Origin of the sequence: Halomonas sp. M4R1S46 (assembly GCF_025725685.1) — a bacterium.
Classification (GTDB): domain Bacteria; phylum Pseudomonadota; class Gammaproteobacteria; order Pseudomonadales; family Halomonadaceae; genus Halomonas.
On the sequence record NZ_CP107008.1, the window covers coordinates 1,956,281 to 1,980,544 of the forward strand.

Consider the following 24,264-nt stretch of genomic DNA (forward strand, 5'->3'; position numbering starts at 1 on the left):
GATAGATCCACCCTCGACGCCGTTCGTGATCAGGGCTCGCTGAAATCCGCCGGCAGGCCGAGGAAGTTCTGGATGATGAAGAAGTGGTCCTCGAAGAGCCCGTCCGGCTCCAGGTCGGCCAGGGGCACCCAGCGGGCATGGTCCCCCCCCTTCACCGGCTTCAGCCGCGGCAGCTGCTGCTCGGGGCGCAGGGCGAAGTAGAAGGCCTCGGCCAGGGTCCGGCCGCGCCAGCTGCGATGGGGCTCGTCGAACAGTCGCTGGCCCCTCAGCGAGCCCTTGAGCACGGGTTCCGGAACCTTGAGCCGGACCCGTTCGCGCAGTTCCCGCAGGCAGGCATCCAGCAGGCGTTCATGGGGATTGATGAAGCCGCCGGGCAGGGCATGGAGGCCCTTGCCCGGCGCCGCCGTGCGCTTGACCAGCAGGACGTGTCCCGACTGCACCACCACGGCGTTGACGGTGACGAAGATCGGCGGGTAGGGCGCCTGGGACCAGGCGTCGCGGTACTGGTCCAGCAACTGCTGTTCCTCGACCAGCTGCCGGTAGGGCTCCGCGACGAAGAACGTCTGGACCTCCTCTACCACCCCGGGGGGCAGGTCATGGGAGGCGCCGGTATTGGCGTAGTCCGTCGCGGCCGCCGGGGAGCGAAACAGCCGCTCGCGGATCTGGCTGGCCGAGATGCCCTCGACCATCGGCACGCTGACCGACTCCCACTGGGGAAACAGCGACAGGTAGTAGCTCGACTGGCCGCGGCTGGCCCCGATCAGCCCGATCCGCGGCAGGCGGGCATGGCTCGGCGAGGCGATATCACGCACCTTGCGCTGCACGTCGCGTACCCAGACGTCGTTGTTGTAGAGGGCGTCCAGCAGCGGCACGATCTCGAGGCGAGCGTTGTCCTCCTCGTCGAAGGCGGTGCGCAGCATGCGGCGCCGCTCGTCGAAGCGCCAGGGGTTGCGCAGCGAGCGGGCCTGCCAGGCGGAGCCCACCAGCACGATGACCTGGCGCGCGCGCTTGAGGGCCTCGTGGATGACTGCCAGGTGACCGAGATGGGGAGGCTGGAAGCGGCCGATGAAGACCAGACAGTCGAAGTCGTGGGGGGGGCTGTCGGCGTCCGGGCTCGGACTCATGGGCTCGCTCCGCGCAGTAAAACGCCCATTATGGTGACCCGCTCGGGGCCGTGCAATTCCCGCACCCTGCACGGCGGGCGCGGCTTCGGTATGCTGGCGGACAGGCAAGGGAATGTGAGGTAAGCAGATGATCAAGAAGCACGTGTTGTTCTGGTGGGGCGTGGTGCATGCCGCCGTGAAGCTGTGGCTGGAGCGCAACGCCTTCAGCTATGCCGGGTCGCTGGCCTTCTACACCCTCTTCTCGCTGGCCCCGACGATGATCATCGCGGTCACCGTGATCGGGCTGGCCCTCGGCGAGGAAGCCGCCCAGGGACAGATCGTCGCCCAGTTGCAGGGCACCATGGGCCAATCCGCCGCCGAGGCGATACAGGCCGCCGTGGCCCAGTCGCGCATCCAGGAGTCGGGGCTCTGGCCGACCCTGCTCGGCGTCGGGGCGCTGCTGGTCGGCGCCACCACCGTCTTCGGCCAGATGCAGTACTCCCTGAACACCCTGTGGGGGGTGACGGCGCGCCCCAGCTCCAATAGCCTGCTGATCTTCCTGAAGAATCGCACCCTGTCGCTGGCCGTGGTGCTGTCCATCGGCTTCATCCTGCTGGTCTCGCTGATGCTGGGGGTGGCCGTCAATGCCGTGCTCAAGACCGCCAACGGTCTGCTGCCCTTTCTCGGCGTCCTGGCCGCCGGCCTGGAGTTCCTGATCTCCCTGGCCGTGGTGGCGGCGCTGTTCGCCACCATCTTCAAGGTCTTGCCGGACGTGGTGCTGAGCTGGCGGGACGTGCTGGTGGGGGCGGTGGTCACCGCGCTGCTGTTCGCCATCGGCCGGTCGGCGATCGCCGCCTACCTGGCCTATACGGCCACGGCATCCACCTACGGGGCCGCCGGCTCCGTGGTGGTCGTGCTGCTGTGGGTCTATTACTCCTCGCTGATCCTGCTGTTCGGGGCGGCCTTCACCAAGTGTCACCTGCTGGCGCGGGGGCGCGAGGTGGTCCCGCGCAACACCGCGGTGCGGGTCAAGCACGAGCTGCTCGACGAGCCCGCGGTCGAGCGCTCGTCACGCCGGCGTGGCCTGTCCCTCAAGAGACGCCGCGCCGGCGAACCGGAGGGCGACGGGTAGGCGCCTCACGAGACGTCGGGGGCCGTGGCGGAAAGCCACAAGGGCGCCGAGGAGGCGCCAAGCCGAGAAGACGCCGTGGGGGCGGAGGCCTCGGGCCGCACGGACGAGGCCGCCTCGCGGCGGGGGCGTCGGGACTGATCCCGGCCCCCGTCGGGCGTCAGGCGGGGCGGAAGCGTTCCCGGGCGAGGTCGTCGGCCACCCGGGCGGGGCTCTGGCCCTCGCGCTCGGCGCGCCGGAAGATCTCGTCGAGGGTGGCCCCGATGCCCTCGATATGGCCCATGACGGCCTCGCGGCGATAGTCCTCGCGACGCTGCCAGGCGATCTCGATCACCCCGCCGGCATTGGCGACATAGTCCGGCGTGTAGAGGATGCCTCGCGCGGTCAGCAGGCGGGCCACGTCGGGATGGGCCAGCTGGTTGTTGGCGGCGCCGCAGACCACCCGGGCCTTGAGCCGCTCGACCACGGTCGGGCTGAGGGCGGCGCCCATGGCGCAGGGGGCGAAGACATCCACCTCGGCATCGGCGATGGCCTCGGGGGCGGTGACCTCGGCATCCAGCTCATCGGCGAGCCGCCCCAGCGCATCCCGGTCGACATCGGTCAGCACCAGCTGCGCGCCGGCCGCGTGGAGCTGGCGTGCCAGGTGGGCCCCGACATGCCCCACCCCCTGGATGGCCACCCGCAGCTCGCCGAGGTCGTCACGGTCCAGGCCATGGCGCACGGCACTCTTCAGCGCGCAGAACACCCCGTGGGCGGTGAAGGGCGAGGGGTCGCCGGCGCGGCCGGCGTGGCCGAGTCCGCCCACATGGGTGGTGCTCTCGGCGATGATCCGCATGTCGGCCTCGCTGGAGCCGGAGTCCTCGGCGGTGATGTAGTGCCCGGACAGCGAGTCGATCAGGCGTCCCATGGCGCGCAGCAGGTCGGGGCTCTTGTCGCGACGCGGGTCGGCGATGATCACGGCCTTGCCGCCGCCGAGGGGCAGGTCGGCCAGGGCCGACTTGTAGGTCATGCCCCGGGACAGGCGCAGGACGTCGGTCAGGGCGTCCGCCTCGCTGGCGTAGGGGAAGATGCGCAGGCCGCCCAGGGCCGGACCGCGGTGGGTGTCGTGAATGGCGATGATGGCGCGCAGGCCGCTCGCCTCGTCGCTGCCGAAGACGACCTGCTGATGGTGGTCGAACTCGGGGTGGTCGAAGACCAGCATGACGTGGCTCCCTTGTGAGGAAGGTTGTTGTGGGAGGATCCGCCGCGGGGTGGGCGGCGAATCCTGGCATCGCCCCGGCTTTTGGCCGAGCGATCGTCTGTATGACACCCTGAAGACTAGTGCATCGCCTGGCCCCGGGGAAGCCCCGCGCCTTGGTGGTGAGCGGCCGGGATGCTAGAAAGGAAAGCAAGCTCCCATTCCCTTGCGGGCCGCGGGTCCGCGCATCGAGATGGAGGACGCCGAATGGACAGCTGCTGTGTGAAGGCCTTGGTGACCGGCAAGGTGCAGGGGGTCTGGTATCGTCGCGCCACCCAGGAACAGGCCCTCAAGGCCGGGATCACCGGGCATGCCAGGAACCTGCCGGACGGCCGCGTCGAGGTGTTGCTGTGCGGGCGCCGCGAGGCGGTCCGCGATCTCAGCGAGTGGCTGTGGAAGGGGCCGCCGGGGGCCCGGGTCACCCATGTGGAGCTCGAGGTGGTCGAGCAGCACGACCCGGACACCTTCACGACGGCCTGAGAGTCACGCCAGGGTCTCGGTGATCCACTCCACCACGGCCGTGCCGTCCACGCCCAGGCAGACATCCGCCAGCGGCGTGCGCGACCAGCGTGGCTCGATATAGCCACGGTTCTCCGGGGCGAAGATGGTCTGGCCCTCGGCATCGCCCTGGGTGGCCACGGTAAGGTGGCCGCGGGCGGTGGTGAACAGCTCCGGCCGGATCAGCCAGGCCAGGGCGCAGCTGTCATGGGGGCAGCAACCGTCGATGCCGAGCATGTCCTGGTAGAAGCCGCGGTAGAAGCCGTAGCTGCCGGCCAGCACCTCGCCGAGCTTGCCCTGGCCGGCGGCGATGCGCGCCATGTGCGCCGGGCCGAGCACGCAGCGGTGGGTCACATCCAGGCCCACCAGGGTGAGCGGCCAGCCTGCCGTGAGCACCCGGGCGGCGGCATGGGGGTCGTTGAAGATATTGGCCTCGGCCACCGGGGTCACGTTGCCGCCTTCCCGAATCGAGCCGCCCATCACCACCACCTGCTTGACCTTGTCGATGATGGTCGGGTCGAGTTGCAGGGCCGTGGCCAGGTTGCCGAGCGGCCCGACCGCCACCAGGCTGACCTCGCCGGGGCGGGCATTGACCGTATCGATGATGAAGCGTGCCGCGCTGCGCGGGTCGGCCCGGCCCTGCACCGCGGGCAGCGCGATGTCGCCCAGGCCGTTGGTGCCATGGATATGCGCCGGGGCCGGGTGGCGGGGCTTGACCACCGGGGCCGCGGCCCCCTGGGCCACGGGCACCTCGCGACCGGCCAGCTCGGCGAGCAGCAGGGCGTTGTGGGTGGCGATGGCCACGTCGACATTGCCGAAGGTGGTGGTCATGCCCAGCAGTTCGATGGCGGGGTGGCGCAGGGCGATGGCGATGGCCTGGGCGTCATCGACGCCGGGGTCGGTATCGAAGATGATCGGATGGGTCATGGGGCTCCTCGTCGATGACGGTCAGGGGGCGTCGAGGCCGTGGCGCAGGACCTGATCCACCTCGGCGGCGTCGGGAATGCTCTCGGTGGCGCCGAGGCGCCGGACGCTCAGGGCCGCGGCCGTGGCGGCGCGCTCGAGGCAGGCCGTCGGCGGCAGGTCGGCCTGGACCGCGGCCAGGTAGTAGCCGATGAAGGTGTCGCCGGCGGCGGTGGTGTCCCGGGCGACGACCGGCAGCGGCGGCTGGAAATGGCGCTGGTCGCCGTGCTGGTACCACGCGCCGTCGCCGCCCAGGGTCAGCACCGTCTCGGTGGCGGGCAGCCGGCGGGCGAGGGCCGCCAGCAGGGCCTCCGCGGGGGCATCGGCAGCGAGGCCGGTGAGGGCCTCGGCCTCGCCACGGTTGACGAACAGCAGCCGGCAGGCCTCCAGGGGCAGGCTGGCGACCTCATCGGTCATGGGCGCCGGATTGAAGGCGATCTTCACCCCCCGAGCCTGTGCCTGGGCGAACACCCGGGGCAGGGCATTGCACTCGTTCTGGGTCAGTAGCCAGTCGTCGGGGGCGACCTCGGCGATCCGCGCGTCCAGGTCGGCCGTCGTGAAGCCATGGTTGGCGCCCGGGAACAGCAGGATGGCATTCTCGCCCTGGTCGTCCACCTGGATGATGGCGTGGCCGCTGGGCTCGTCGACGAGCGCGACGCTGTCGACGGCCACGCCGTTGCGCGCCATGAGGTCCCGGGCCCAGGCGTCCTGCCGGCCGAGCCGCCCCCAGTGGCGGACCCGGCCGCCGGACCGGGCCATGGCCAGCGACTGGTTGGCGCCCTTGCCCCCCAGGCCGACGCGATAGTCGTGGCTGGCCAGGGTCTCGCCGGGCCTGACCAGGTGGGGGACGCGATAGACGTGGTCGAGATTGATCGACCCGAAGTTATGCAGCATGCCGTGGACCGGGTGAGGCTGAAAAAAGGGGTGGTCGGCGGAAGTATCCAAGCCCGGCGCCAGTGGTGCAAGCCGGGTCGCGGGGTAGGGAATATTTATACCGTTATCTTGCATGTGCCCAATCCCACGCTCACTGCCCGATCAACCACCCAGTAAAGCCGGGCCGATGAGGGTCTGGAGACGGCCGCTGCGGCCACCGCCCAGCCAGCGGTCGTCGGCGACGCGCTAAAGGGGCGGGCAGCGCACCCGCCCACCGTCAGCCGCGTGCCAGGAAGGTCGCGAGGTTGTCCGCGGTCAGCGCCACGATGCGCTGGCGAGCCTCGGGGCTGATCCAGGCATTGTGCGGGGTGACGATCAGGTTCAGCGGCTCGTCGAGGGCCGAGAGCAGTGGATGGCCCTCCCGGGGGGGTTCCTGGGGCAGCACATCGATCCCCAGGCCGCCGAGGCGTCCCTGGCGGAGGGCGGCCAGGGCGGCGTCCTCGTCGATGATGCCGCCACGGGCGCAGTTGAGCAGCAGGGCCTCGGACTTGAGACTCGCCAGCAGGGCCTCGTCCACCAGGTGGTGGGTCGCCTCGGTGAGCGGGCAGTGCAGGCTGATGGCATCGGCCTCGGGGGCGAGGGTGGCCAGGGCTGGCCGGGGGTCGTCGTCGGCGCCGCCGGGGCGGGCGGCGAAGCTGACGCGCATTCCGAAGGCCCCGGCCAGCTCGCCGACCCGCGACCCCAGCTCGCCCTGGCCGACGATCACCAGATGCTTGTTCGCCAGTTGCAGGGTGGGGTGGTCCAGCAGGCAGAAGAAGGGGCTCGCGTTCCAGCGCCCCCGGGCCACGTCGCGCTGGTAGCGGGGCAACCGGGCGGCCAGGGCCAGCAGCAGCATCAGGGTGTGCTGGGCGACGCTGGCGGTGCCGTAGGCGGTGACATTGCGCACCGCGATCCCGCGCCGCTCGGCACTCGCCATGTCGATGTTGTTGGTGCCGGTGGCCAGCACGCAGATCAGCCGCAGCGCCGGCAGGCGGCCGAGGGTATCGTCGTCGAGCACCACCTTGTTGACGATGGCGACCTCGGCGCCCGCCAGCCGTGATGCCACTTCCCCGGGGGCGGTGTGGTCATGGACATCGAGCCTGTCCAGCTGTGTCTCGATCGGGGCGAGGTCGATATCCTGGCCGAGGCTGGCGGCGTCGAGAATCACGGCGTGCATGGCGGTTTCCTCGTGTGCAGGGCGACGACGGACGCGTGGCCCCGGGGCTGGGCCTCGGGCGGCACGACAGGCTATAATATGCGGCTTTCGAGGCAGGCTTGGAGTTTGCGCCGGCTGCCCATATATCGCAGAACGCCACCCGCGACCGAGCCATGTTGCGTCGTCGCTTCGTCCACTGGGACGTCGTTTCACGGAGACCCAAACCATGCCCATCTACGAATATGAGTGCAAGGCCTGCGGCCACCGGCTGGAGAAGCTGCAGAAGCTCGGCGCCGCGCCGTTGACGGATTGCCCTGCCTGCGACGAGGCCGAACTCGGACGCCTGGTGTCGGCCGCCGGCTTCCGGCTGGCCGGCGGCGGCTGGTACGAGACCGATTTCAAGTCCGGGGGCAAGAAGAACCTGGCCGGTGACAGCCTGGGGGCAGGGACGTCCTCGGACGGCGGCGCCGCGGCCTGAGCCGTCACCACTCTCGCTTTTTCATCACGCAACGAAACAGGATACGACATGCGCAGCCATTATTGCGGCCAGCTGAACGAGACCATGGTGGATCAGACGGTCACCCTGTGCGGCTGGGTACATCGCCGCCGTGACCATGGCGGGGTCATCTTCCTTGACATGCGCGACCGTGACGGCATTGCCCAGGTCGTGGTCGACCCCGATACCGCCGAGGCCTTCGCCATTGCCGACCGCGCCCGCAGCGAGTATGTGCTGCGCATCCAGGGTCGCGTGCGGCTGCGCCCCGAGGGCACCGAGAATCCCAACATGCCCACCGGGCTGATCGAGGTGCTGGCCAAGGACGTCGAGGTGCTTAACACCGCGGTCACGCCGCCCTTCCAGCTCGACGAGCATGGCAAGGTCGGCGAGGAGGTTCGCCTCAAGCATCGCTATATCGACCTGCGGCGCCCGGAGATGATCGACAAGCTGCGGCTGCGCTCGCGCATCTCCCACAGCGTGCGGGCCTATCTCGAGGGCCAGGGCTTCCTGGACATCGAGACCCCGATCCTGACCCGCGCTACCCCCGAGGGCGCCCGGGACTACCTGGTGCCGAGCCGCACCCATGCCGGCAGCTTCTTCGCGCTGCCGCAGTCGCCCCAGCTGTTCAAGCAGCTGCTGATGGTGTCCGGCTTCGACCGCTACTACCAGATCGCCAAGTGCTTCCGCGACGAGGACCTGCGCGCCGACCGTCAGCCGGAATTCACCCAGATCGACCTCGAGGCCTCCTTCGTCGAGGAAGAGGACATCATGGCGATCACCGAAGGCATGATCCGCCAGCTGTTCAAGGAAGTGCTGCAGGTCGAGCTGCCCGAGTTCCCGCGCATGCCCTACGCCGAGGCCATGAACCGCTTCGGCTCCGACAAGCCGGACCTGCGCATCCCGCTGGAGCTCACCGACGTCGACGACCTGATGAAGGACGTGGACTTCAAGGTGTTCTCGGGGCCGGCGAACGCCGACGACGGCCGCGTCGCGGCCCTCAAGGTCAAGGGCGGTGCCTCGCTGTCGCGCAAGGAGATCGACGAGTACACCAGGTTCGTCGGCATCTACGGCGCCCGCGGCCTGGCCTGGATCAAGGTCAACGAGCGTGCCAAGGGCCTCGAGGGGCTGCAGTCGCCGATCGTCAAGTTCATGGAGGGCGTGGTCGAGCAGTTGCTGGACCGGGTCGGCGCCGAGGATGGTGACATCATCTTCTTCGGGGCCGACAAGGCGCGCATCGTCAACGAGGCGCTGGGCGCGCTGCGCGTCCGGCTGGGCGAGGATCTCGACCTCTACACCTGCGAGTGGTCGCCGCTGTGGGTGGTCGACTTCCCGATGTTCGAGGATGACGGCAGCGCCCGCCTGCAGGCGCTGCACCATCCCTTCACGGCACCGTCCTGCGACGTCGAGACCCTCAAGAACCGCCCGGCCGAGGCCCTGTCCCGGGCCTATGACATGGTGCTCAACGGCACCGAACTGGGCGGTGGGTCGATCCGTATCCACGACCAGGCCATGCAGCAGACGGTCCTCGAGGTGCTGGGCATCGACCAGCAGGAGGCCCGCGAGAAGTTCGGCTTCCTGCTCGACGCCCTGCAGTACGGCGCGCCGCCCCATGGTGGCCTGGCCTTCGGCCTCGACCGCCTGGTCATGCTGATGAGCGGGGCCCGCACCATCCGCGAGGTCATCGCCTTCCCCAAGACCCAGAGCGCGGCCTGCCTGATGACCGACGCCCCGGGCGAGGTCAGTGCCGAGCAGCTCAAGGAGCTCAACATCCGCCTGCGCCAGAAGGCCAAGGCGGAAAGCGCCGGCGAGTAAGGCACTCGCTCCGGCAAGCTCGCACCGGCGCCTCAGGGCGCCGGTGTCATTTGCGCCCGACACCCACCCAGCCAGCGACAACGCCCCGATGCCCGCCTCGCGCGACGCGCCGGGCACGGCGGGCCAACGAGGCTTCCCGAGGAGACGTGACATGGCAGGCCATAGCAAATGGGCCAACATCAAGCATCGCAAGGCCGCCCAGGATGCCAAGCGCGGCAAGATCTTCAGCAAGCTGATCCGCGAGCTGACCGTGGCTGCCCGCCAGGGAGGCGGCGAGCCCGGCGACAACCCGCGCCTGCGGGCCGCCATCGACAAGGCGCTGGCCAACAACATGACCAAGGACACCATCCAGCGGGCGGTGGACCGGGGCGCCGGCAACAGCGACGGCGACGACATGGAGGAGGTCGTCTACGAGGGCTATGGTCCCGAGGGTGTGGCCATGCTGGTGGAGGCGATGACCGATAACCGCAATCGCACTGTCTCCGAGGTGCGACATGCCTTCAACAAGCACGGCGGCAATCTGGGCACCTCCGGCTCCGTGGCCTTCATGTTCCACAAGCAGGGGCGCCTCACGCTGCCCCGGGGGACCAGCGAGGAGGCCGCCATGGAGGCGACCCTGGCCGCCGAGCCCGAGGATATCGAGACCCTGGACGATGGTCGTCTGGAGGTGGTCACCAGCCCCCAGGCCTTCGGCGCGGTGAAGGATGCCCTGGTCGCGGCGGGCATCGACCCCGACGCCAGCGACGTCGGCCTGTACCCCGACAACTATGCCCCCATCGACGACGCCGAACTCGGGCGACGCATCATCAAGCTGGTGGACATGCTCGAGGACCTGGACGATGTGCAGAATGTTTACACCAATGCGGACTTCTCGGATGCCATCATGGAGGCTCTTGGAGAGTGAGCATGGCCACCAATGCACGCTTGACCGGCCTCGGATGCCATCATGGAGGCTCTTGGAGAGTGAGCATGGCCACCAATGCACGCTTGACCGGCCTCGGCTGCCATCATGGAGGCTCTTGGTGAGTGAGCGGGGCCACCAATGCACGCTTGACCGGCCTCGGCTGCCATCATGGAGGCTCTTGGTGAGTGAGCGGGGGCGGGCGGGTGCACCCTCACGGGCGGAGCAGGGCCGATGCTGATCCTGGGCATCGATCCCGGGTCGCGGATCACCGGTTACGGGGTGCTGGATGTCACCGAGTCCACGCCGCGCTACGTGGCCAGTGGCTGCATCCGCACCCGGGGCGACGACCTGGCCCAGCGCCTGGCCCAGGTCTATGCCGGCATCAGCGAGGTGATCGGCCGGCATGGCCCCGGGGAGTTCGCCATCGAGCAGGTGTTCATGTCGAAGAACGCCGACTCGGCGCTCAAGCTCGGCCAGGCGCGCGGCACCGCCATCGTCTGCGCCGCCAACCATGGCCTGCCGGTGAGCGAGTACGGCCCGCGCCAGATCAAGCAGGCGGTCACCGGGGGCGGGGCGGCGGACAAGGCCCAGGTCCAGCATATGGTGACCGCCATCCTCGGGCTGTCGGGCACGCCCCAGGCCGATGCGGCCGATGCCCTGGCGATCGCTCTGACCCACGCCCATGCGCGACGGGGCCTGATCACCCGGGGCAGCTACGGCGGTGGCAGCAAGCGGTCACGCAAGGGCAGCACCTGGCGGGACTACCGGCCCTCCTGAGTGTCGCGGGATGGCGACGCGAGCCCGTTTTCGAACGCCGTTTGCCTGGACTGGCATGGCGCGAAGGGGACCAGTATAGTGATCGCGACGCGCCCCGCCGCGCTGGATTCTTGACCAAGGACAGTGACATACCATGATCGGACGCTTGCGTGGCACCCTGCTGGAGAAACAGCCACCCTGGCTGGTGGTGGACGTGGCCGGTATCGGCTATGAGCTCGAGGCGTCGATGACGACCCTGGTGGCCCTGCCGGGTCTCGGGGAGGAGGTCACGTTGTACACCCACCTGACGGTGCGCGATGACGCCCACCTGCTCTACGGCTTCGCCCGGGAGCAGGAACGGGCCCTGTTCCGGGCCCTGATCAAGGTCAATGGCATCGGGCCCAGGCTGGCCCTGGCGATCCTCTCGGGCATGGACGAGGATGCCTTCATCCGCTGCGTGATGGACGACGACGTCAAGGCGCTGACCCGCCTGCCCGGCGTCGGCAAGAAGACCGCCGAGCGGCTGATCGTGGAGATGCGCGACCGCTTTCCCCACTGGGAGGGCGGCGCCGAGCTCACGGCCGCCGAGGTGGGGCCCGTGCCGTCGCCGGCGACCGGTCGCCAGGAGCCGCTGGCCGATGCCGAGGCGGCGCTGGTCAGCCTGGGCTACAAGCCCGCCGAGGCCACACGCATGCTGGCCGGTCTCGAGGAAGAAGGCAGTACCGAGGCGATGATCAAGGCGGCCCTGGCTCGCCGCATGGCGGGCTAGACCATGCCCCGGCCATCCTTCCCATCCCGGCTCCCAGCGGAGGACCAGCATGCTGGAAACTGACCGCTTGATCGCTGCCGACACCCGCGAGGGCGAGGGCAGCCTCGACCACGCCATCCGACCCAAGCATCTCCACGACTACATCGGGCAGCCCCGGGTGCGCGAGCAGCTGGATATCTTCATCAGCGCCGCCCGCGGCCGCGAGGAGAGCCTCGACCATACCCTGGTCTTCGGCCCACCGGGGCTGGGCAAGACCACGCTTGCCAACATCATCGCCACCGAGATGGGCGTGGGCCTCAAGTCGACGTCCGGCCCGGTGCTCGAACGCGCCGGCGATCTCGCCGCCATGCTCACCAACCTGACGCCCGGCGACGTCCTGTTCATCGACGAGATCCACCGCCTGTCGGCGGTGGTCGAGGAGATCCTCTATCCCGCCATGGAGGATTTCCAGCTCGATATCGTGATCGGCGAGGGACCGGCGGCGCGGTCCATCAAGCTCGACCTGCCGCCCTTCACGCTGGTCGGCGCGACCACCCGCGCCGGCCTGCTGACCTCGCCGCTGCGGGACCGCTTCGGCATCGTCCAGCGCCTGGAGTTCTACAGCATCGAGGAGCTCACCGAGATCGTCGCCCGCTCGGCCCGACTGCTCGGCGTGGAGAGCGATACGGGCGGAGCCCGGGAGGTGGCGCGCCGCTCCCGGGGCACACCGCGTATCGCCAACCGTCTGCTGCGTCGGGTGCGCGACTTCGCCGAGGTGCGCGGTACCGGACGCGTCGATGCCGGGATCGCCGACCAGGCCCTCAACATGCTCCACGTGGACCACCATGGCCTGGACCACATGGATCGTCGCCTGCTGCTGGCGATGATCGAGAAGTTCGATGGCGGTCCGGTGGGCGTCGACTCCCTGGCCGCCGCCATCGGCGAGGAGCGCGACACCATCGAGGATGTCATCGAGCCCTACCTGATCCAGCAGGGCCTGATGATGCGCACCGCCCGCGGTCGGGTGGTGACCCGCCAGGCCTGGCAGCACTTCGGCCTGGCCCCGGACGACCGGGCCCCGACCCCCTGACGACTCACCCAGTCACGATCGAAGAGACGAGGAATCCCGTGAACGACGCCATGTCCATTCCCCACCTGATCATCAACGCTAGCGGCGTGGTCCAGGCGGTGATGCTGTTGCTGCTGCTGGGTTCGCTGCTCTCCTGGGTAGTGATCTTCCAGCGCACCTTCGTGATGCGCCGGGCCCGCAAGGCCCATCGCCGCTTCGAGGACCGCTTCTGGTCCGGGGTCGACCTCAACGAGCTCTACCGCGAGACGCCCTCCGAGCAGGAAACCCTGGGCGCCGAGCACATCTTCCGTGCCGGTTTCCGCGAATTCAATCGCCTGCTGCCCAAGACCCGCAGCCCCCAGGCGATCCTCGACGGGGTCCAGCGCAGCATGCGCGTCGCCTGGTCCCGGGAGGAGGACCGCCTCAACCTGCACCTGGTCTTCCTGGCCACGGTCGCCTCGTCGAGCCCCTATATCGGGCTGTTCGGCACCGTGTGGGGGATCATGGGCTCCTTCCAGTCCCTTTCCATGGCCCAGCAGGCGACCCTGGCCACCGTTGCGCCCTGGATCGCCGAGGCGCTGATCGCCACCGCCATGGGCCTGTTCGCCGCGATTCCCGCGGTGATCTTCTACAACCGGCTCTCCTCCGAGTCCTCGCGGCTGCTGGGCAAGTACGAGGACTTCGCCGAGGAGTTCCATTCCATCCTGCACCGCAACCTGCAGGGGCGCGGCGACGCCGCCGCCGGCTGAGGGAGACACGTCATGCACGGACCCTTCCATCGCATGGGTCGGCGCAAGCCGATGAACGAGATCAATGTGGTCCCGTTCATCGACGTCATGCTGGTGCTGTTGGTGATCTTCATGATCACCGCGCCGATGCTGACCCAGGGCGTCCAGGTCGACCTGCCCCAGGTCACCTCCGAACCCATCGAGGAGAGCGAGGAGCGCGACCCGATCGTCGTCTCGGTGGACCGTGAGGGGCAACTGTTCATCACCCTGGGCGACGACACGACCGAGGTGACGCTGGACGAGCTGAGCCAGCGGGTGATCATCCTGCTCGAGCGCCAGCCCGGCACACCGGTGCTGGTCGAGGGAGATCGGAACGTCTCCTACGGCCAGGTGGTCACCCTGATGAGTACCCTGCAGACGGCCGGCGTCGAGAACGTCGGGCTGATCTCGGAACCGCCCCCCGGGGAGGCCTGAGGAGAGCCCATGGCCAGACACCAACGACGCGTGGGCTATGGTCTGCCGCTGCTGCTCGCCATTGCCCTGCATCTCGGGATCCTGGTGATCAGCGTGATCCGCTTTCCGGCGGCCGAGGAGGAGCCACCCAATCGGGCCATCGTGCAGGCCACCCTGGTCAGCACCGAGACCGCCACCGACCGGGCGCAGCGCGCCGAGGAAGCCAAGTCCGCGGCCCAGGCGGCCAAGCAGGCCGAGGAGGAAACGGCGCGCCGGCAGGCCGAGGAGGAGGCCCGACAGGCCGAGCGGGAGCGCCAGGCCCGGCAGGCCGAGGAAGCGGCCGAAGCCGAGGCGCGTGAGGCGGCCCGTGAAGCGGCCAAGCAGGCCGCCGAAGAGGCGGAGCGGCGTGCCGCCGAGGCCGAGCGCGAGGCCGAACGCCAGCGCCAGGCCGAGGAAGAGGCCCGGCGCCAGCGCGAGGCCGAAGCGGAACGCCAGCGCCAGGCCGAGGAAGAGGCCCGGCGCCAGCAGGAGGCCGAGGAACAGCGCCGCCGGGAGGCCGAAGCGGAACGTCAGCGCCAGGCCGAGGAAGAGGCCCGGCGCCAGCGGGAGGCCGAGGAACAGCGCCGCCGGGAGGCCGAAGCGGAACGCCGGCGCCAGGCCGAGGAAGAGGCCCGTCGCCAGCGGGAGGCCGAGGAGCAGCGTCGCCGGGAGGCCGAAGCGGAACGTCAGCGCCAGGCCGAGGAAGAGGCCCGTCGCCAACGGGAGGCCGAGGAGCAGCGTCGTCAGGAAGAAGCCGCCCGCCGCGCGGCGGAGGCGGCCCAGCAGGGGCTGGACCAGGCCATCGCCGGCGAGTCGGAGAGCGTGGCCAACAGCGCCCAGGCCCAGGAGGCCGCCAACGGCTTCATTAACCTGGTGCGTCAGGCGGTCGAGCAGGCCTGGGCGATACCGCCCAACGTGACCGGCAATGCCACCGCCGAGATTCGGGTGCGGCTGGGGCCCTCCGGGGAGCTGTTCGCCGCGAGCATCGGGCGCAGCAGCGGTGACAGCGCCTTCGACCGCTCGGCGCTCCAGGCGGTCGAGGCCGCGGCACCCTTCGCCGAACTGCGTGAGCTACCTTCATCGGTACAGCGTCAGTACCGAGAATTCAACCTCAGATTCAAACCGGGGGATATCCGCTGATGAGAGCCTTGATGACTACCTGGCTGGCGGCCGCGCTGCTGTTCTGCGCGCCGTTCGTCCAGGCCGAACTGACCATCGACATTACCCGCGGCAACGAGCAGGCCACGCCCATCGCGGTGGTACCCTTCGCCGACGAGGGTGGCCAGCTGCCCGTCGACGTGGCCCAGGTCGTCGCCGACGACCTGGAGCGCAGCGGCTACTTCGACCCCCTCGAGCGGGAGGCCATGTTCGCCACTCCCTCGAACGGCGACGAGGTCAAGTTCGGTGACTGGCAGGCCCTGGATACCCGCTACCTGGTGGTCGGGCGGGTCCGCCGCGAGGCCGGACGGGTCGAGATCCGCTACGAGCTGATGGACGTCAGCGGCCAGTCGCGGATGCTCGGTGAGGTGCTGACCGCCAATGACAGCCAGCTGCGTGCCGCGGCGCACCGCATCAGCGACAAGATCTTCGAGGAGATCACCGGCATTCGCGGCGCCTTCTCGACCCGCATCGCCTATGTCACCTCCCAGGGCGTGGGCGAGCAGACGTCCTACCAGCTGTTCGTCGCCGATGCCGACGGACGCAACAGCAAGCAGGTGCTGAGCTCCGATGAGCCGATCATGTCGCCGGACTGGTCGCCGGATGGCCGCAAGCTGGCCTATGTCTCCTTCGAGTCCGGCCGACCGGCGATCTACGTGCAGGAAGTGGCCAGCGGCCGCCGGGCGCAACTCACCTCCTTCGAGGGCCTCAACAGCGCGCCGGCCTGGTCGCCGGACGGTCGCCGCCTGGCCATGGCGCTGTCCAAGGACGGTCAGCCGGACATCTATGTCATGGATATCGGCTCGCGCAACCTCGAGCGGGTCACCAGCGGCGACAGCATCGAGACCGAGCCCGCCTGGGCGCCGGACGGGCGTAGCCTGATCTACACCTCGGACCGCAGCGGCGGCCCGCAGATCTATCGCCAGGCGCTGGGCGGCGGCAGCCCCGAGCGCCTGACCTTCACCGGCAACTACAATGCCCGGGGGCGCTTCGGCCCGGACGGCGAGTCCATCTTCCTGATCCATCGCGGCGGCAACGGCTATCAGGTCGCCCGCCAGGACCTCGACAGCGGGCGTCTCGTCGAGCTGAGCGAGAGCGGCCAGTCAGAATCGCCCAGTGTCGCGCCCAACGGCACCATGGTAATCTTCGCCACCCAGCAGGGAGGCAACGGTGTGCTGGGGGCCGTGACCGCGGATGGACGCGCGTCCTTCCGCCTGCCCGCGGCCCAGGGTGAGGTTCGCGAACCCTCCTGGTCACCTTTCCTGAACTGATGTCTCACGCAAGGAGTCTTACGATGCAACTCAAGCCCTATGTCCGCTCTCTGGCCGTCGCCGTGTCGCTGGCCTTCGTGGCCGGCTGTTCCAGCGGTGGCGGCACCCAGGAGGGATCCATGGATGGCATCGCGGGCGGCAACGGCGCCGGTGGCGCCGGTGGCGCCGGCGGCGCTGGCACCAGCGGTCAGGTGAGTGGCAGCGGTCTGGGCGAGGGCGCCGGCCAGATGGCCGGTGCGCGGATCCCCGAGGTGCGCACCATCTACTTCGCCTACGACAGCGATGCGATCCGCCCCGAGTTCCAGTCCGTGCTCGAGTCCCACGCCCAGTTCCTGCGTGGCAACCCGGACGCCAGCGTCGTGCTGCAGGGCCACACCGACGAGCGCGGCACCCGCGAGTACAATCTCGCGCTGGGCGAGCGTCGTGCCGGTGCCGTGGAACGCTTCCTGAGCGTGCAGGGTGTCTCGCCGTCCCAGGTGGAGGTCGTCAGCTACGGCGAAGAGCGCCCGGCGGCCCGCGGCGGCAACGAGGAGACCTATGCCCAGAACCGTCGGGTCGTCTTCGCCTACTGAGCCTGAGCCCGGCTTCAACCTCGACAGGGAGCAAGCGATGACAGAGGGTCTGAAACGACTGTGCAAGGCGGGGGCCCTGGGCCTCCCGTTGGTCCTGGCGGTGCCTGCCCTGGCCCAGCAGCCGGTGGTGGAGGACCTCACCGGCGGCTCCGGCGGTGGCAGCTTCTACGAGCAGGCGACCACCCGCGAGGAGGCGGGGGGGCGTCTGCTGCTGTTCAACGAGGTGCAGCGCAACCAGGAAGAACTCCGCCAGCTGCGGGGTCAGGTGGAGGAACTGCGTTACCAGCTGGAACAGCTGCGCCGACAGACCCGCCAGCAGTACATGGATATCGAGGACCGCCTGGCCACGGGTGGCCCCGCCATGTCGGCCGGCGGCAGTCGCGGCCCGCAGGACGCGGCCGCGGGCGGAGACACCGCGGCCGAACCGACCGGCCAGCAAGCGTCGTCCGGTGGCGGCGATGCCGCGGCCCGCTCCGATTATCAGGCCGCCTTCGCCAAGGTCCAGGCACGCGAGTTCACGGCGGCCACCCAGGCCTTCGAGGCCTTCGTCGCCGAGTATCCCGACAGCCAGCTGACCGGCAATGCCTACTACTGGCTGGGCGAGCTGCATTCCGCGGCCTCCGAGCTGGAGCCGGCCGAGGCGGCCTTCCGTCGCGTCCTCGAGGACTTCCCCGACAGCAACAAGGTCCCGGATGCCCTCTACAAGCTGGGGCTGCTGAAGGCGCGCCAGGGCGAGCCGGATGCCAGCCGCGAGCTGCTCGAGCGGGTGCGTGACCAGTACCCGGACAGCAGTGCCGCCAGCCTCGCCGGCGACTTCCTGCGCCAGTCGGGCAACTAGAGGAGCCGTGATGCGCTGCAAGATCGACTATGCCCCGCCCGGCGACCTGCTCGCCGATCGAGTGATCCTGGTGACCGGGGCCGGCGACGGCATCGGGCGGGCCGCCGCGCTGAGCTTCGCCCGGCATGGCGCCACGGTGATCCTGCTGGGCCGGACCATCGCCAAGCTGGAGGCGGTCTACGACGAGATCGAGGCCGAGGGCCTGCCGCAGCCGGCGATCTTTCCCCTCAACTTCGAGGGCGCCAGCCTCAAGGACTTCCATGACATGGCCGAGACCCTGGACAAGGAATTCGGCCGGCTCGACGGCATCCTGCACAACGCCGGCCTGCTGGGCCGCATCACCCCCTTCGAGCAGTACAACCCCGAGCTCTGGGAACAGGTGATGCAGGTCAACATCAACGGCCCGATCTGGATGACCCAGGCGCTGTTGCCGTTGCTGACCGCCTCCAGGGATGCTTCGGTGATCTTCACCTCTTCCTCGGTGGGCCGTCGCGGTCGCGCCTACTGGGGCGCCTATGCGGTCTCGAAGTTCGCCACCGAGGGCTTCGTCGAGGTGCTGGCCGATGAGGTCGAGCACCTGGGCAGCCTGAGGGTCAACAGCCTCAATCCCGGCGCCACCCGCACCGCCATGCGCAAGAGCGCCTATCCGGCGGAGGACCCGATGACCCTGCGCACCGCGGAAGACATCATGCCGACCTACCTGTGGCTGATGGGCCCCGACAGCCGCGGACACAATGGCGAGCAGTTCGATGCCCAGCCGCCCAAGGCCTGACGGTCCTGCGTCACCTGGTATGTCTTCGCCGCTTGCCGCGCTGCGCCCCCGCCATTACTTGTCGGGATCAGTCTTGTCGGGATGGGCGGTGGGCAAGCCGTGTTCGGGGGGCGTGCTCTCACCCTCTTCGTGATTGTCACGGCGCGCGCGGGGTTCTTTATAGGCAAGAGGGTCTCCCCTGGCAGCGCCGCACTTGTACTCAACGATGCCCGGCGGCGTATAGCAGGGTCTTATGGTGTTGCGGAGGGTGGAGACATCTTCGCTACTGATCAGGCCCACGCGACTATCGATAAGGGCAATATGGGCGACGAGGCGACCTTCGTATGTCCAGCAGCGCTGTGGAACTTCTGAGACCCGCCAGTGACGGCCCTGCCAGTGCGCGGAGCCGTCCTGCTCGAGCCGCAACGCCTCCAGGGGCATCAAGGCCTGGAAGAGACGGCTGTTGAGCACCGGTCCTGTCTGACCGATGCCGAGGCCGCCTCGATACTCTCCTTTGGCCAGTGCCTCGATGACGGCCCAGCGTCTCTGATCGCACTGCAGGGTACCGACTCCACAGAGATGCAGTATGTCGTCATCGATCTGCTTGATGACCCAGACTCGGATCGGAGCCCTGCCCAGCTATTTCAACAGTGTCGATATCGGCCCTGGGTGGGCGGGCGAGCAATAGCCGGCATTGGCCTCTGCCGGTCGTTCTGAGGGCATGCTGACGGGAGGGCCTGGCTCACCCGGATGAGAAGGGAGCGAATCCTGCTGGGCGTCGCGACGCATGGTCTCAGCCGCTGTAAGAGCCTCATCCCGGTTGACACTGGCCCCGCAATCGATGCAGGAATAGCGGTGAGGGCGCCTGACAAGGCGTTTCCAGAGAGGACGTCGGAGTTTGACGACGCTAAAGCTCTCGCAGTGCGGGCAGCGCTTCCTCATCACGCCTACCTCGTGGAACACCCTGATCGCAGACATGGCACAAGCGGTGGACGCTTCCACGTCGCTGTACAGGAAGCCCCCGGGGCTCGGCTTGAGCATGTCTTGTATTGTCGCTCTCCCTCGGCCTGACCGCCAGGCATCAGGGTGATGGGGATGCCCTCAGTGCCCGAGCAGTGCCGCTACCAGCGCCTCGGCGGTGTCGAACCACAGGTCGGCCGGCCACTGCCGGTAGTCGTCCTCTTCCTCGAGATAGCCATAGCCCACCGCCACGGCGGTCATGCCGGCGGCCCGGGCGGCCTGCATGTCGCGCACGTGGTCGCCGATGTACCAGCAGGCCGTGGCCGCGACGGCGAGTCGGCGGGCGGCCTCGTGGAGGGGGGCCGGATCGGGCTTCTTCACCGGCAGGTCATCGGCGCAGAGCAGCGTTCCCGGCGCCAGGCCCAGCTCGCGGACCAGCGGGGCGGCATAGGCGCGGGGCTTGTTGGTGACGATGCCCCAGGGGCGACCGGTGCCGCTCCAGCCGGCCAGCAGGCGCTCGAGGGGCGGAAAGACGCGGCTGTCCACGGCCACCGCCTCCCCATAGGCCGCCAGCAGGAAGTCGCGGGCCGCCTGGTGCTCGGGATGTGCCTTGTCGAGGCCGAGGGCCAGGGTCACCAGGGCACTGCCGCCGTTGGACACCTGGGCGCGGATCACCGGGTAGGGCAGGGCCGACAAGCCGTGATGGGCACGCAGGGCGTTGGTGGCCCGGGCCAGGTCCGGCGCGGTATCCACCAGGGTGCCATCGAGGTCGAAGAGCAGGGCCGAAGGGAGGGGCGAGCTCATGTCGTCTCCCGGCGACAGTGCATCAGGTAGTTGACCGAGACATCGGTCGCCGACAGGCGATAGCGACGGGTCAGGGGCTGGTAGGTCAGGCCGCTCTGCTCGCACACCGCGAGCCCCGCCTCGCGGCACCAGGCGGCGAGTTCCGAGGGGCGGATGAACTTGGCGTAGTCATGGGTGCCCCGCGGCAGCATACGCAGCAGGTATTCGGCCCCCAGCACCGCCAGGGCGTAGGCCTTGGGGTTGCGGTTCAGGGTCGAGAAGAATACCTGGCCGCCGGGCTTGACCAGCCGGGTGCAGGCGCGCACCACGGACGCCGGATCGGGGACGTGCTCGAGCATTTCCAGGCAGGTCACCACCTCGAATTCGCCGGGGTGGGCCTCGGCCATTTCCTCCACGCTGACGCGCCGGTACTCCACCGCCACGCCGGCCTCCGCGGCGTGCAGGCGGGCCACGGCCAGGGGCGCCTCGCCCAGGTCGATGCCCGTGACCTCGGCCCCGCGATGGGCCATGGCCTCGGCGAGGATGCCCCCGCCACAGCCCACGTCGATCACCCGGCGTCCCGCCAGGCCCGAGCGCGCATCGATGAAGTCGAGACGCAGGGGATTGATGTCGTGCAGCGGCTTGAACTCGCCGTCCTTGTCCCACCAGCGGTCGGCCAGGGCCTCGAACTTGGCGATTTCCGCCTGGTCGACATTGCCCGGTTGCGACTGGCTTGCCGTCATCTCTCGTCTCCGTAGGTGTCGCCGCGCTGCCACGCTGGCAGGTTCGGCCTCGATCGGTATCATGTCTATTCTACGCATTCCCGGGACCGCATTCCCATCGTCCTGGCCCCGGGACCCATTCGGCACTGAGATGACAGGGACCGCACCATGATCCGCAAGGCAGTTTTGCCCGTCGCCGGCTTCGGAACTCGTTGCCTGCCCGCCTCGAAGGCGATTCCCAAGGAAATGATCACCATCGTCGATCGACCGGTGATCCAGTACGTGGTGCAGGAGGCCGTCGAGGCCGGGATCCGCGATATCGTGCTGGTGACGCATGGCAGCAAGAGTGCCATCGAGAACCATTTCGACAAGCATTTCGAGCTCGAGGCCAGCCTCGAGGCCAAGGGCAAGGACGAGCTGCTCGAGGAGCTGCGCTCGATCGTGCCCGACGACGTCAATATCATCAGCGTGCGCCAGGCCGAGCCCCTGGGCCTCGGCCACGCGGTGCTCTGCGCCCGCCCCGTGATCGGCGACCACGAGCCCTTCGCCGTGCTGCTGCCCGACGTGCTGGTCGACGGCATCGGCCTCGAGCGCAACGACCTGGCGGGCATGCTCGAGGCCTTCGAGCAGACCGGTCACAGCCAGCTGATGGTGGAGGAGGTCCCCCATGAACTGGTCTACAAGTACGGCATCGTCGCCCCCCAGGGCGAGCCGCCTGCGCCGGGCGGGTTCTGCCCGCTGGCCGGCGTCGTCGAGAAGCCGACGGTGGAGGAGGCGCCCTCCGACCTGGCGGTGATCGGGCGCTACGTGCTGCCGGGTCGGATCTTCCCGCTGCTCGCCGAGACCGCGCCCGGGGCCGGCAACGAGATCCAGCTGACCGATGCCATCGAGACCCTGCGCCGCGAAGAGGGCGTGGATGCCTGGCGCATGCGCGGTCGCACCTATGACTGCGGCCATCAACTCGGCTACCTGGAGGCCATTCTCGCCTATGGCCGCCGCCACCCGCGCTATGGCCAGGGCTTCCGCGAGCTGCTGAGCCGCTACAGCCACGAGGACTGAGCCATGCGTGTACTGGTACACGGCAGTGAACTCGCCGCGGCCACGGCCGCGGCGGCCCTGTCCTGGGTCGGACACAGCGTGGTCTGGCGGCCTCATGCCAGCGAGGACTGGACCACCCTGACGAAGAGCGGCTGGCTGACCAGCGAGCCGCAGCTCAAGGAGCGCCTCGAGGAGGCCGTGACCACGGGGCACCTGCGCATTCTCGCGGCGGACGAGACCCCGGACGAGGGGGCCGCCTTCGACGTGCTGTGGCTGGCCCTGTCGCCGGAGCAGCGTGGCGACGCCGCCGAGGCGGTGGCGCAGGCGAGTGCCGCGCTGTCCCCCGAGGCGGTGCTGATCAACAACTCGACCTTTCCGGTCGGCGATACCGACCAGCTCGAAGCCGGCTTCGGCGGGCGCCATGCGGTGGCGCTGGCCGACCTGCTCGAGGAAGGTCGCGCCTGGGAGGCCTTCACCCGCCCATCTCGCTGGCTGCTGGGCTGCGATGACGATGCCGCCGAGCATCAGGTACGCGAGCTGTTGCGTGCCTTCAATCGCCGCCGCGAAGTGTTCCAGCGGATGCCGCGCCGGGCGGCGGAGCTGACCAAGCTGGCCATCAACGGCATGCTGGCCACCCGCATCAGCTACATGAACGAGATCGCCGGCCTGGCCGATTCCCTCGGCGTGGATGTCGAGCATGTCCGGCAGGGGATGGGGGCCGATACCCGGATCGGCTACGAGTACCTGTACCCCGGTTGCGGCTTCGGCGGCCCGAACTTTTCCCGGGACCTGATGCGCCTGGCCGACGTGCAGTCGGCCAGCGGCCGGCACTCGGCGCTGCTCGACCAGGTCGTCGATATCAACGAGCACAAGAAGGAAACCCTGTTCCGCAAGCTCTGGGCGCATTACCACGGCCGGCTGGAGGGGCGGGTGGTCGCGATCTGGGGAGCGGCCTTCAAGCCGGGCACGGCGCGTATCGACCACGCCCCGGTACTGACCCTGCTGCGCGCCCTCTGGGCCCAGGGGGTGCGGGTCCGGCTACACGATCCGGCGGCCGTCGGCGCCCTGCGCGAGCGCCTCGGCGAGCATCCGCTGCTCGAGCTGTTCGATGGCGATCCCTTCGAGGCCAGTGAAGGGGCCGACGCCCTGATGCTGGTGACCGAGTGGAAGGCCTACTGGAATCCCGACTGGCCCCGCCTGGCGGGGCAGTTGACCGGTCGCCTGCTGTTGGACGGGCGCAACATCTACGATCCGGCCCACGTGGCCTCCATGGGCCTGCACTATCGCGGGATCGGCCGCCGCGCGGATCCCTGAGTCCAGCGCCAGGCAAACGAGACGGCCCCGCCATATGGCGGGGCCGTCTCGTTTGCATTTCCCTGGCGCCGTGCCCGAACGGGCACGGCGCACCGGATCAGCTGAAGTTCTGGGCGACGAAGTCCCAGTTGATCAGGTTCCAGATGTTCTCCAGGTACTTCGGACGCGCGTTGCGGTAGTCGATGTAGTAGGCATGCTCCCACACATCGATGGTCATCAGCGGCGTCTGGTCGTGGGCCACCGGAGTGTCGGCGTTGCTGGTGTTGACGATGTCGACGCCGCCGTCGTCGGTCTTGATCAGCCAGGTCCAGCCGGAGCCGAAGTTGCCCGCGGCCTGGGTGTTGAAGGTCTCCTTGAACTTGTCGAAGGAGCCGAACTTGGCGTTGATGGCGTCGGCCAAGGCGCCGGTGGGCTCACCGCCACCGTTGGGCGACAGGCAGTGCCAGTAGAAGGTGTGGTTCCAGACCTGGGCCGCCTGGTTGAACAGCCCGCCGGAAGAGGTCTTGATGATCTCCTCGAGGGACTTGTTGGCGTTGTCGGTGCCGTCGGTCAGCTCGTTGAGCTTGTTGACGTAGGCCTGGTGGTGCTTGCCGTAGTGGTACTCGAGGGTCTCGGCGGAGATGTGCGGTTCCAGCGCGTTCTTCTCGTACGGCAGTGCGGGTAGTTCGAATGCCATTTCGTTTCTCCTCGTCGTCAGCGTTGCGGGTCGGCGACCCATGATGCGGTGATGCACGACGGAGATTCAAGGTCTCGTCGGCCTCCGTTGGCCGCGCCCCGTTCGCTCCGTCGATAAAAAACCTTACACTATCAGCATGCTGTGCCAGCCACCACGGCATCATATCACTCGGGTCCGG

General features: G+C 68.9%; 26 protein-coding genes. 17 read left to right on the forward strand and 9 right to left on the reverse strand.

The genetic code is table 11. The annotated features are described in order from the left end of the window. Positions 1–29: 29 nt before the first annotated feature. Positions 30–1,124: a bifunctional nicotinamide-nucleotide adenylyltransferase/Nudix hydroxylase gene (locus OCT48_RS09240; protein ID WP_263592396.1), complete on the reverse strand. Its 1,095-nt coding sequence runs from the start codon at positions 1,122–1,124 to the stop codon at positions 30–32. A gap of 127 nt (positions 1,125–1,251) precedes the next feature. Here OCT48_RS09240 and OCT48_RS09245 point away from each other — a divergent pair, with 127 nt between their 5' ends. Further along, positions 1,252–2,235, forward strand: coding sequence for a YihY/virulence factor BrkB family protein (locus tag OCT48_RS09245; protein WP_263592397.1), 984 nt, complete (start codon positions 1,252–1,254; stop codon positions 2,233–2,235). Between the two features lie 157 nt (positions 2,236–2,392). On the opposite strand, the gene OCT48_RS09250 is transcribed toward OCT48_RS09245, so the two are convergent. Further along, on the reverse strand, positions 2,393–3,433 hold the full coding sequence (locus tag OCT48_RS09250) for a Glu/Leu/Phe/Val family dehydrogenase (RefSeq protein WP_263592398.1): 1,041 nt from the start codon (positions 3,431–3,433) through the stop codon (positions 2,393–2,395). 243 nt (positions 3,434–3,676) lie between these two features. On the opposite strand from OCT48_RS09250, the gene OCT48_RS09255 reads away from it, so the two are divergent. Beyond that, positions 3,677–3,949, forward strand: coding sequence for an acylphosphatase (locus tag OCT48_RS09255; protein WP_263592399.1), 273 nt, complete (start codon positions 3,677–3,679; stop codon positions 3,947–3,949). Positions 3,950–3,952: 3 nt separating this feature from the next. Here OCT48_RS09255 and OCT48_RS09260 read toward each other — a convergent pair whose 3' ends face one another. The 3 genes from OCT48_RS09260 to OCT48_RS09270 form a co-directional block, all read right to left on the reverse strand. Then, entirely contained in the window at positions 3,953–4,894 is a 942-nt protein-coding gene (locus OCT48_RS09260) for a nucleoside hydrolase (RefSeq protein ID WP_263592400.1), read from the reverse strand. Between the two features lie 21 nt (positions 4,895–4,915). Continuing rightward, on the reverse strand, positions 4,916–5,824 hold the full coding sequence (locus tag OCT48_RS09265) for a ribokinase (protein ID WP_263592401.1): 909 nt from the start codon (positions 5,822–5,824) through the stop codon (positions 4,916–4,918). A 256-nt stretch (positions 5,825–6,080) separates the two neighbouring features. After that, positions 6,081–7,019: a D-2-hydroxyacid dehydrogenase gene (locus OCT48_RS09270; RefSeq protein ID WP_263592402.1), complete on the reverse strand. Its 939-nt coding sequence runs from the start codon at positions 7,017–7,019 to the stop codon at positions 6,081–6,083. A gap of 205 nt (positions 7,020–7,224) precedes the next feature. Between OCT48_RS09270 and OCT48_RS09275 the strand changes: the two genes are divergently transcribed. From OCT48_RS09275 to OCT48_RS09335, 13 genes are all read left to right on the forward strand, one after another. After that, positions 7,225–7,476 (forward strand): FmdB family zinc ribbon protein, encoded by a 252-nt coding sequence (locus OCT48_RS09275; RefSeq protein WP_263592403.1) that lies wholly within the window; start codon positions 7,225–7,227, stop codon positions 7,474–7,476. 48 nt (positions 7,477–7,524) lie between these two features. Then, a complete protein-coding gene (gene aspS / locus OCT48_RS09280) occupies positions 7,525–9,306 on the forward strand; it encodes an aspartate--tRNA ligase (protein ID WP_263592404.1) in 1,782 nt (593 codons plus the stop codon). A gap of 151 nt (positions 9,307–9,457) precedes the next feature. Beyond that, on the forward strand, positions 9,458–10,210 hold the full coding sequence (locus OCT48_RS09285; RefSeq protein WP_263592405.1) for a YebC/PmpR family DNA-binding transcriptional regulator: 753 nt from the start codon (positions 9,458–9,460) through the stop codon (positions 10,208–10,210). A gap of 231 nt (positions 10,211–10,441) precedes the next feature. Then, the gene (ruvC, locus tag OCT48_RS09290; protein WP_263592406.1) at positions 10,442–10,987 is read left to right on the forward strand and encodes a crossover junction endodeoxyribonuclease RuvC; all 546 of its coding nucleotides are present in this window, start codon (positions 10,442–10,444) and stop codon (positions 10,985–10,987) included. 133 nt (positions 10,988–11,120) lie between these two features. After that, a complete protein-coding gene (gene ruvA, locus OCT48_RS09295; protein WP_263592407.1) occupies positions 11,121–11,735 on the forward strand; it encodes a Holliday junction branch migration protein RuvA in 615 nt (204 codons plus the stop codon). A 49-nt stretch (positions 11,736–11,784) separates the two neighbouring features. Further along, entirely contained in the window at positions 11,785–12,804 is a 1,020-nt protein-coding gene (gene ruvB, locus OCT48_RS09300; RefSeq protein ID WP_263592408.1) for a Holliday junction branch migration DNA helicase RuvB, read from the forward strand. Positions 12,805–12,854: 50 nt separating this feature from the next. Then, positions 12,855–13,532, forward strand: coding sequence for a protein TolQ (gene tolQ / locus OCT48_RS09305; protein ID WP_412031041.1), 678 nt, complete (start codon positions 12,855–12,857; stop codon positions 13,530–13,532). Between the two features lie 12 nt (positions 13,533–13,544). Then, positions 13,545–13,985 (forward strand): protein TolR, encoded by a 441-nt coding sequence (tolR, locus tag OCT48_RS09310; protein WP_263592410.1) that lies wholly within the window; start codon positions 13,545–13,547, stop codon positions 13,983–13,985. A gap of 9 nt (positions 13,986–13,994) precedes the next feature. After that, positions 13,995–15,143 carry a cell envelope integrity protein TolA gene (gene tolA, locus OCT48_RS09315; protein ID WP_263592411.1) on the forward strand — a complete coding sequence of 383 codons (1,149 nt, stop codon included), beginning with the start codon at positions 13,995–13,997 and terminating at the stop codon, positions 15,141–15,143. An 11-nt stretch (positions 15,144–15,154) separates the two neighbouring features. Then, the gene (tolB, locus tag OCT48_RS09320; RefSeq protein ID WP_412031032.1) at positions 15,155–16,432 is read left to right on the forward strand and encodes a Tol-Pal system beta propeller repeat protein TolB; all 1,278 of its coding nucleotides are present in this window, start codon (positions 15,155–15,157) and stop codon (positions 16,430–16,432) included. A 23-nt stretch (positions 16,433–16,455) separates the two neighbouring features. After that, positions 16,456–17,004: a peptidoglycan-associated lipoprotein Pal gene (pal, locus tag OCT48_RS09325; protein ID WP_263592413.1), complete on the forward strand. Its 549-nt coding sequence runs from the start codon at positions 16,456–16,458 to the stop codon at positions 17,002–17,004. Between the two features lie 37 nt (positions 17,005–17,041). Then, positions 17,042–17,842 carry a tol-pal system protein YbgF gene (ybgF, locus tag OCT48_RS09330; protein ID WP_263592414.1) on the forward strand — a complete coding sequence of 267 codons (801 nt, stop codon included), beginning with the start codon at positions 17,042–17,044 and terminating at the stop codon, positions 17,840–17,842. Between the two features lie 10 nt (positions 17,843–17,852). Beyond that, positions 17,853–18,614, forward strand: coding sequence for a YciK family oxidoreductase (locus OCT48_RS09335; RefSeq protein WP_263592415.1), 762 nt, complete (start codon positions 17,853–17,855; stop codon positions 18,612–18,614). A 54-nt stretch (positions 18,615–18,668) separates the two neighbouring features. Here the strand turns inward: OCT48_RS09335 and OCT48_RS09340 are convergent, their stop codons facing one another. The 3 genes from OCT48_RS09340 to ubiG form a co-directional block, all read right to left on the reverse strand. Further along, a complete protein-coding gene (locus OCT48_RS09340) occupies positions 18,669–19,064 on the reverse strand; it encodes a hypothetical protein (protein WP_263592416.1) in 396 nt (131 codons plus the stop codon). A 630-nt stretch (positions 19,065–19,694) separates the two neighbouring features. Continuing rightward, positions 19,695–20,357 (reverse strand): HAD family hydrolase, encoded by a 663-nt coding sequence (locus tag OCT48_RS09345; RefSeq protein ID WP_263592417.1) that lies wholly within the window; start codon positions 20,355–20,357, stop codon positions 19,695–19,697. Next, complete coding sequence (gene ubiG / locus OCT48_RS09350) at positions 20,354–21,079, reverse strand: bifunctional 2-polyprenyl-6-hydroxyphenol methylase/3-demethylubiquinol 3-O-methyltransferase UbiG (protein ID WP_263592418.1); 726 nt, start codon at positions 21,077–21,079, stop codon at positions 20,354–20,356. The genes OCT48_RS09345 and ubiG overlap by 4 nt, the downstream gene beginning before the upstream one ends. Positions 21,080–21,226: 147 nt before the next feature. Between ubiG and galU the strand changes: the two genes are divergently transcribed. Continuing rightward, entirely contained in the window at positions 21,227–22,117 is an 891-nt protein-coding gene (galU, locus tag OCT48_RS09355) for a UTP--glucose-1-phosphate uridylyltransferase GalU (RefSeq protein WP_263592419.1), read from the forward strand. 3 nt (positions 22,118–22,120) lie between these two features. Continuing rightward, positions 22,121–23,410: a nucleotide sugar dehydrogenase gene (locus tag OCT48_RS09360; protein WP_263592420.1), complete on the forward strand. Its 1,290-nt coding sequence runs from the start codon at positions 22,121–22,123 to the stop codon at positions 23,408–23,410. 97 nt (positions 23,411–23,507) lie between these two features. On the opposite strand, the gene OCT48_RS09365 is transcribed toward OCT48_RS09360, so the two are convergent. After that, the gene (locus OCT48_RS09365) at positions 23,508–24,086 is read right to left on the reverse strand and encodes a superoxide dismutase (protein ID WP_263592421.1); all 579 of its coding nucleotides are present in this window, start codon (positions 24,084–24,086) and stop codon (positions 23,508–23,510) included. Positions 24,087–24,264: the final 178 nt, after the last annotated feature.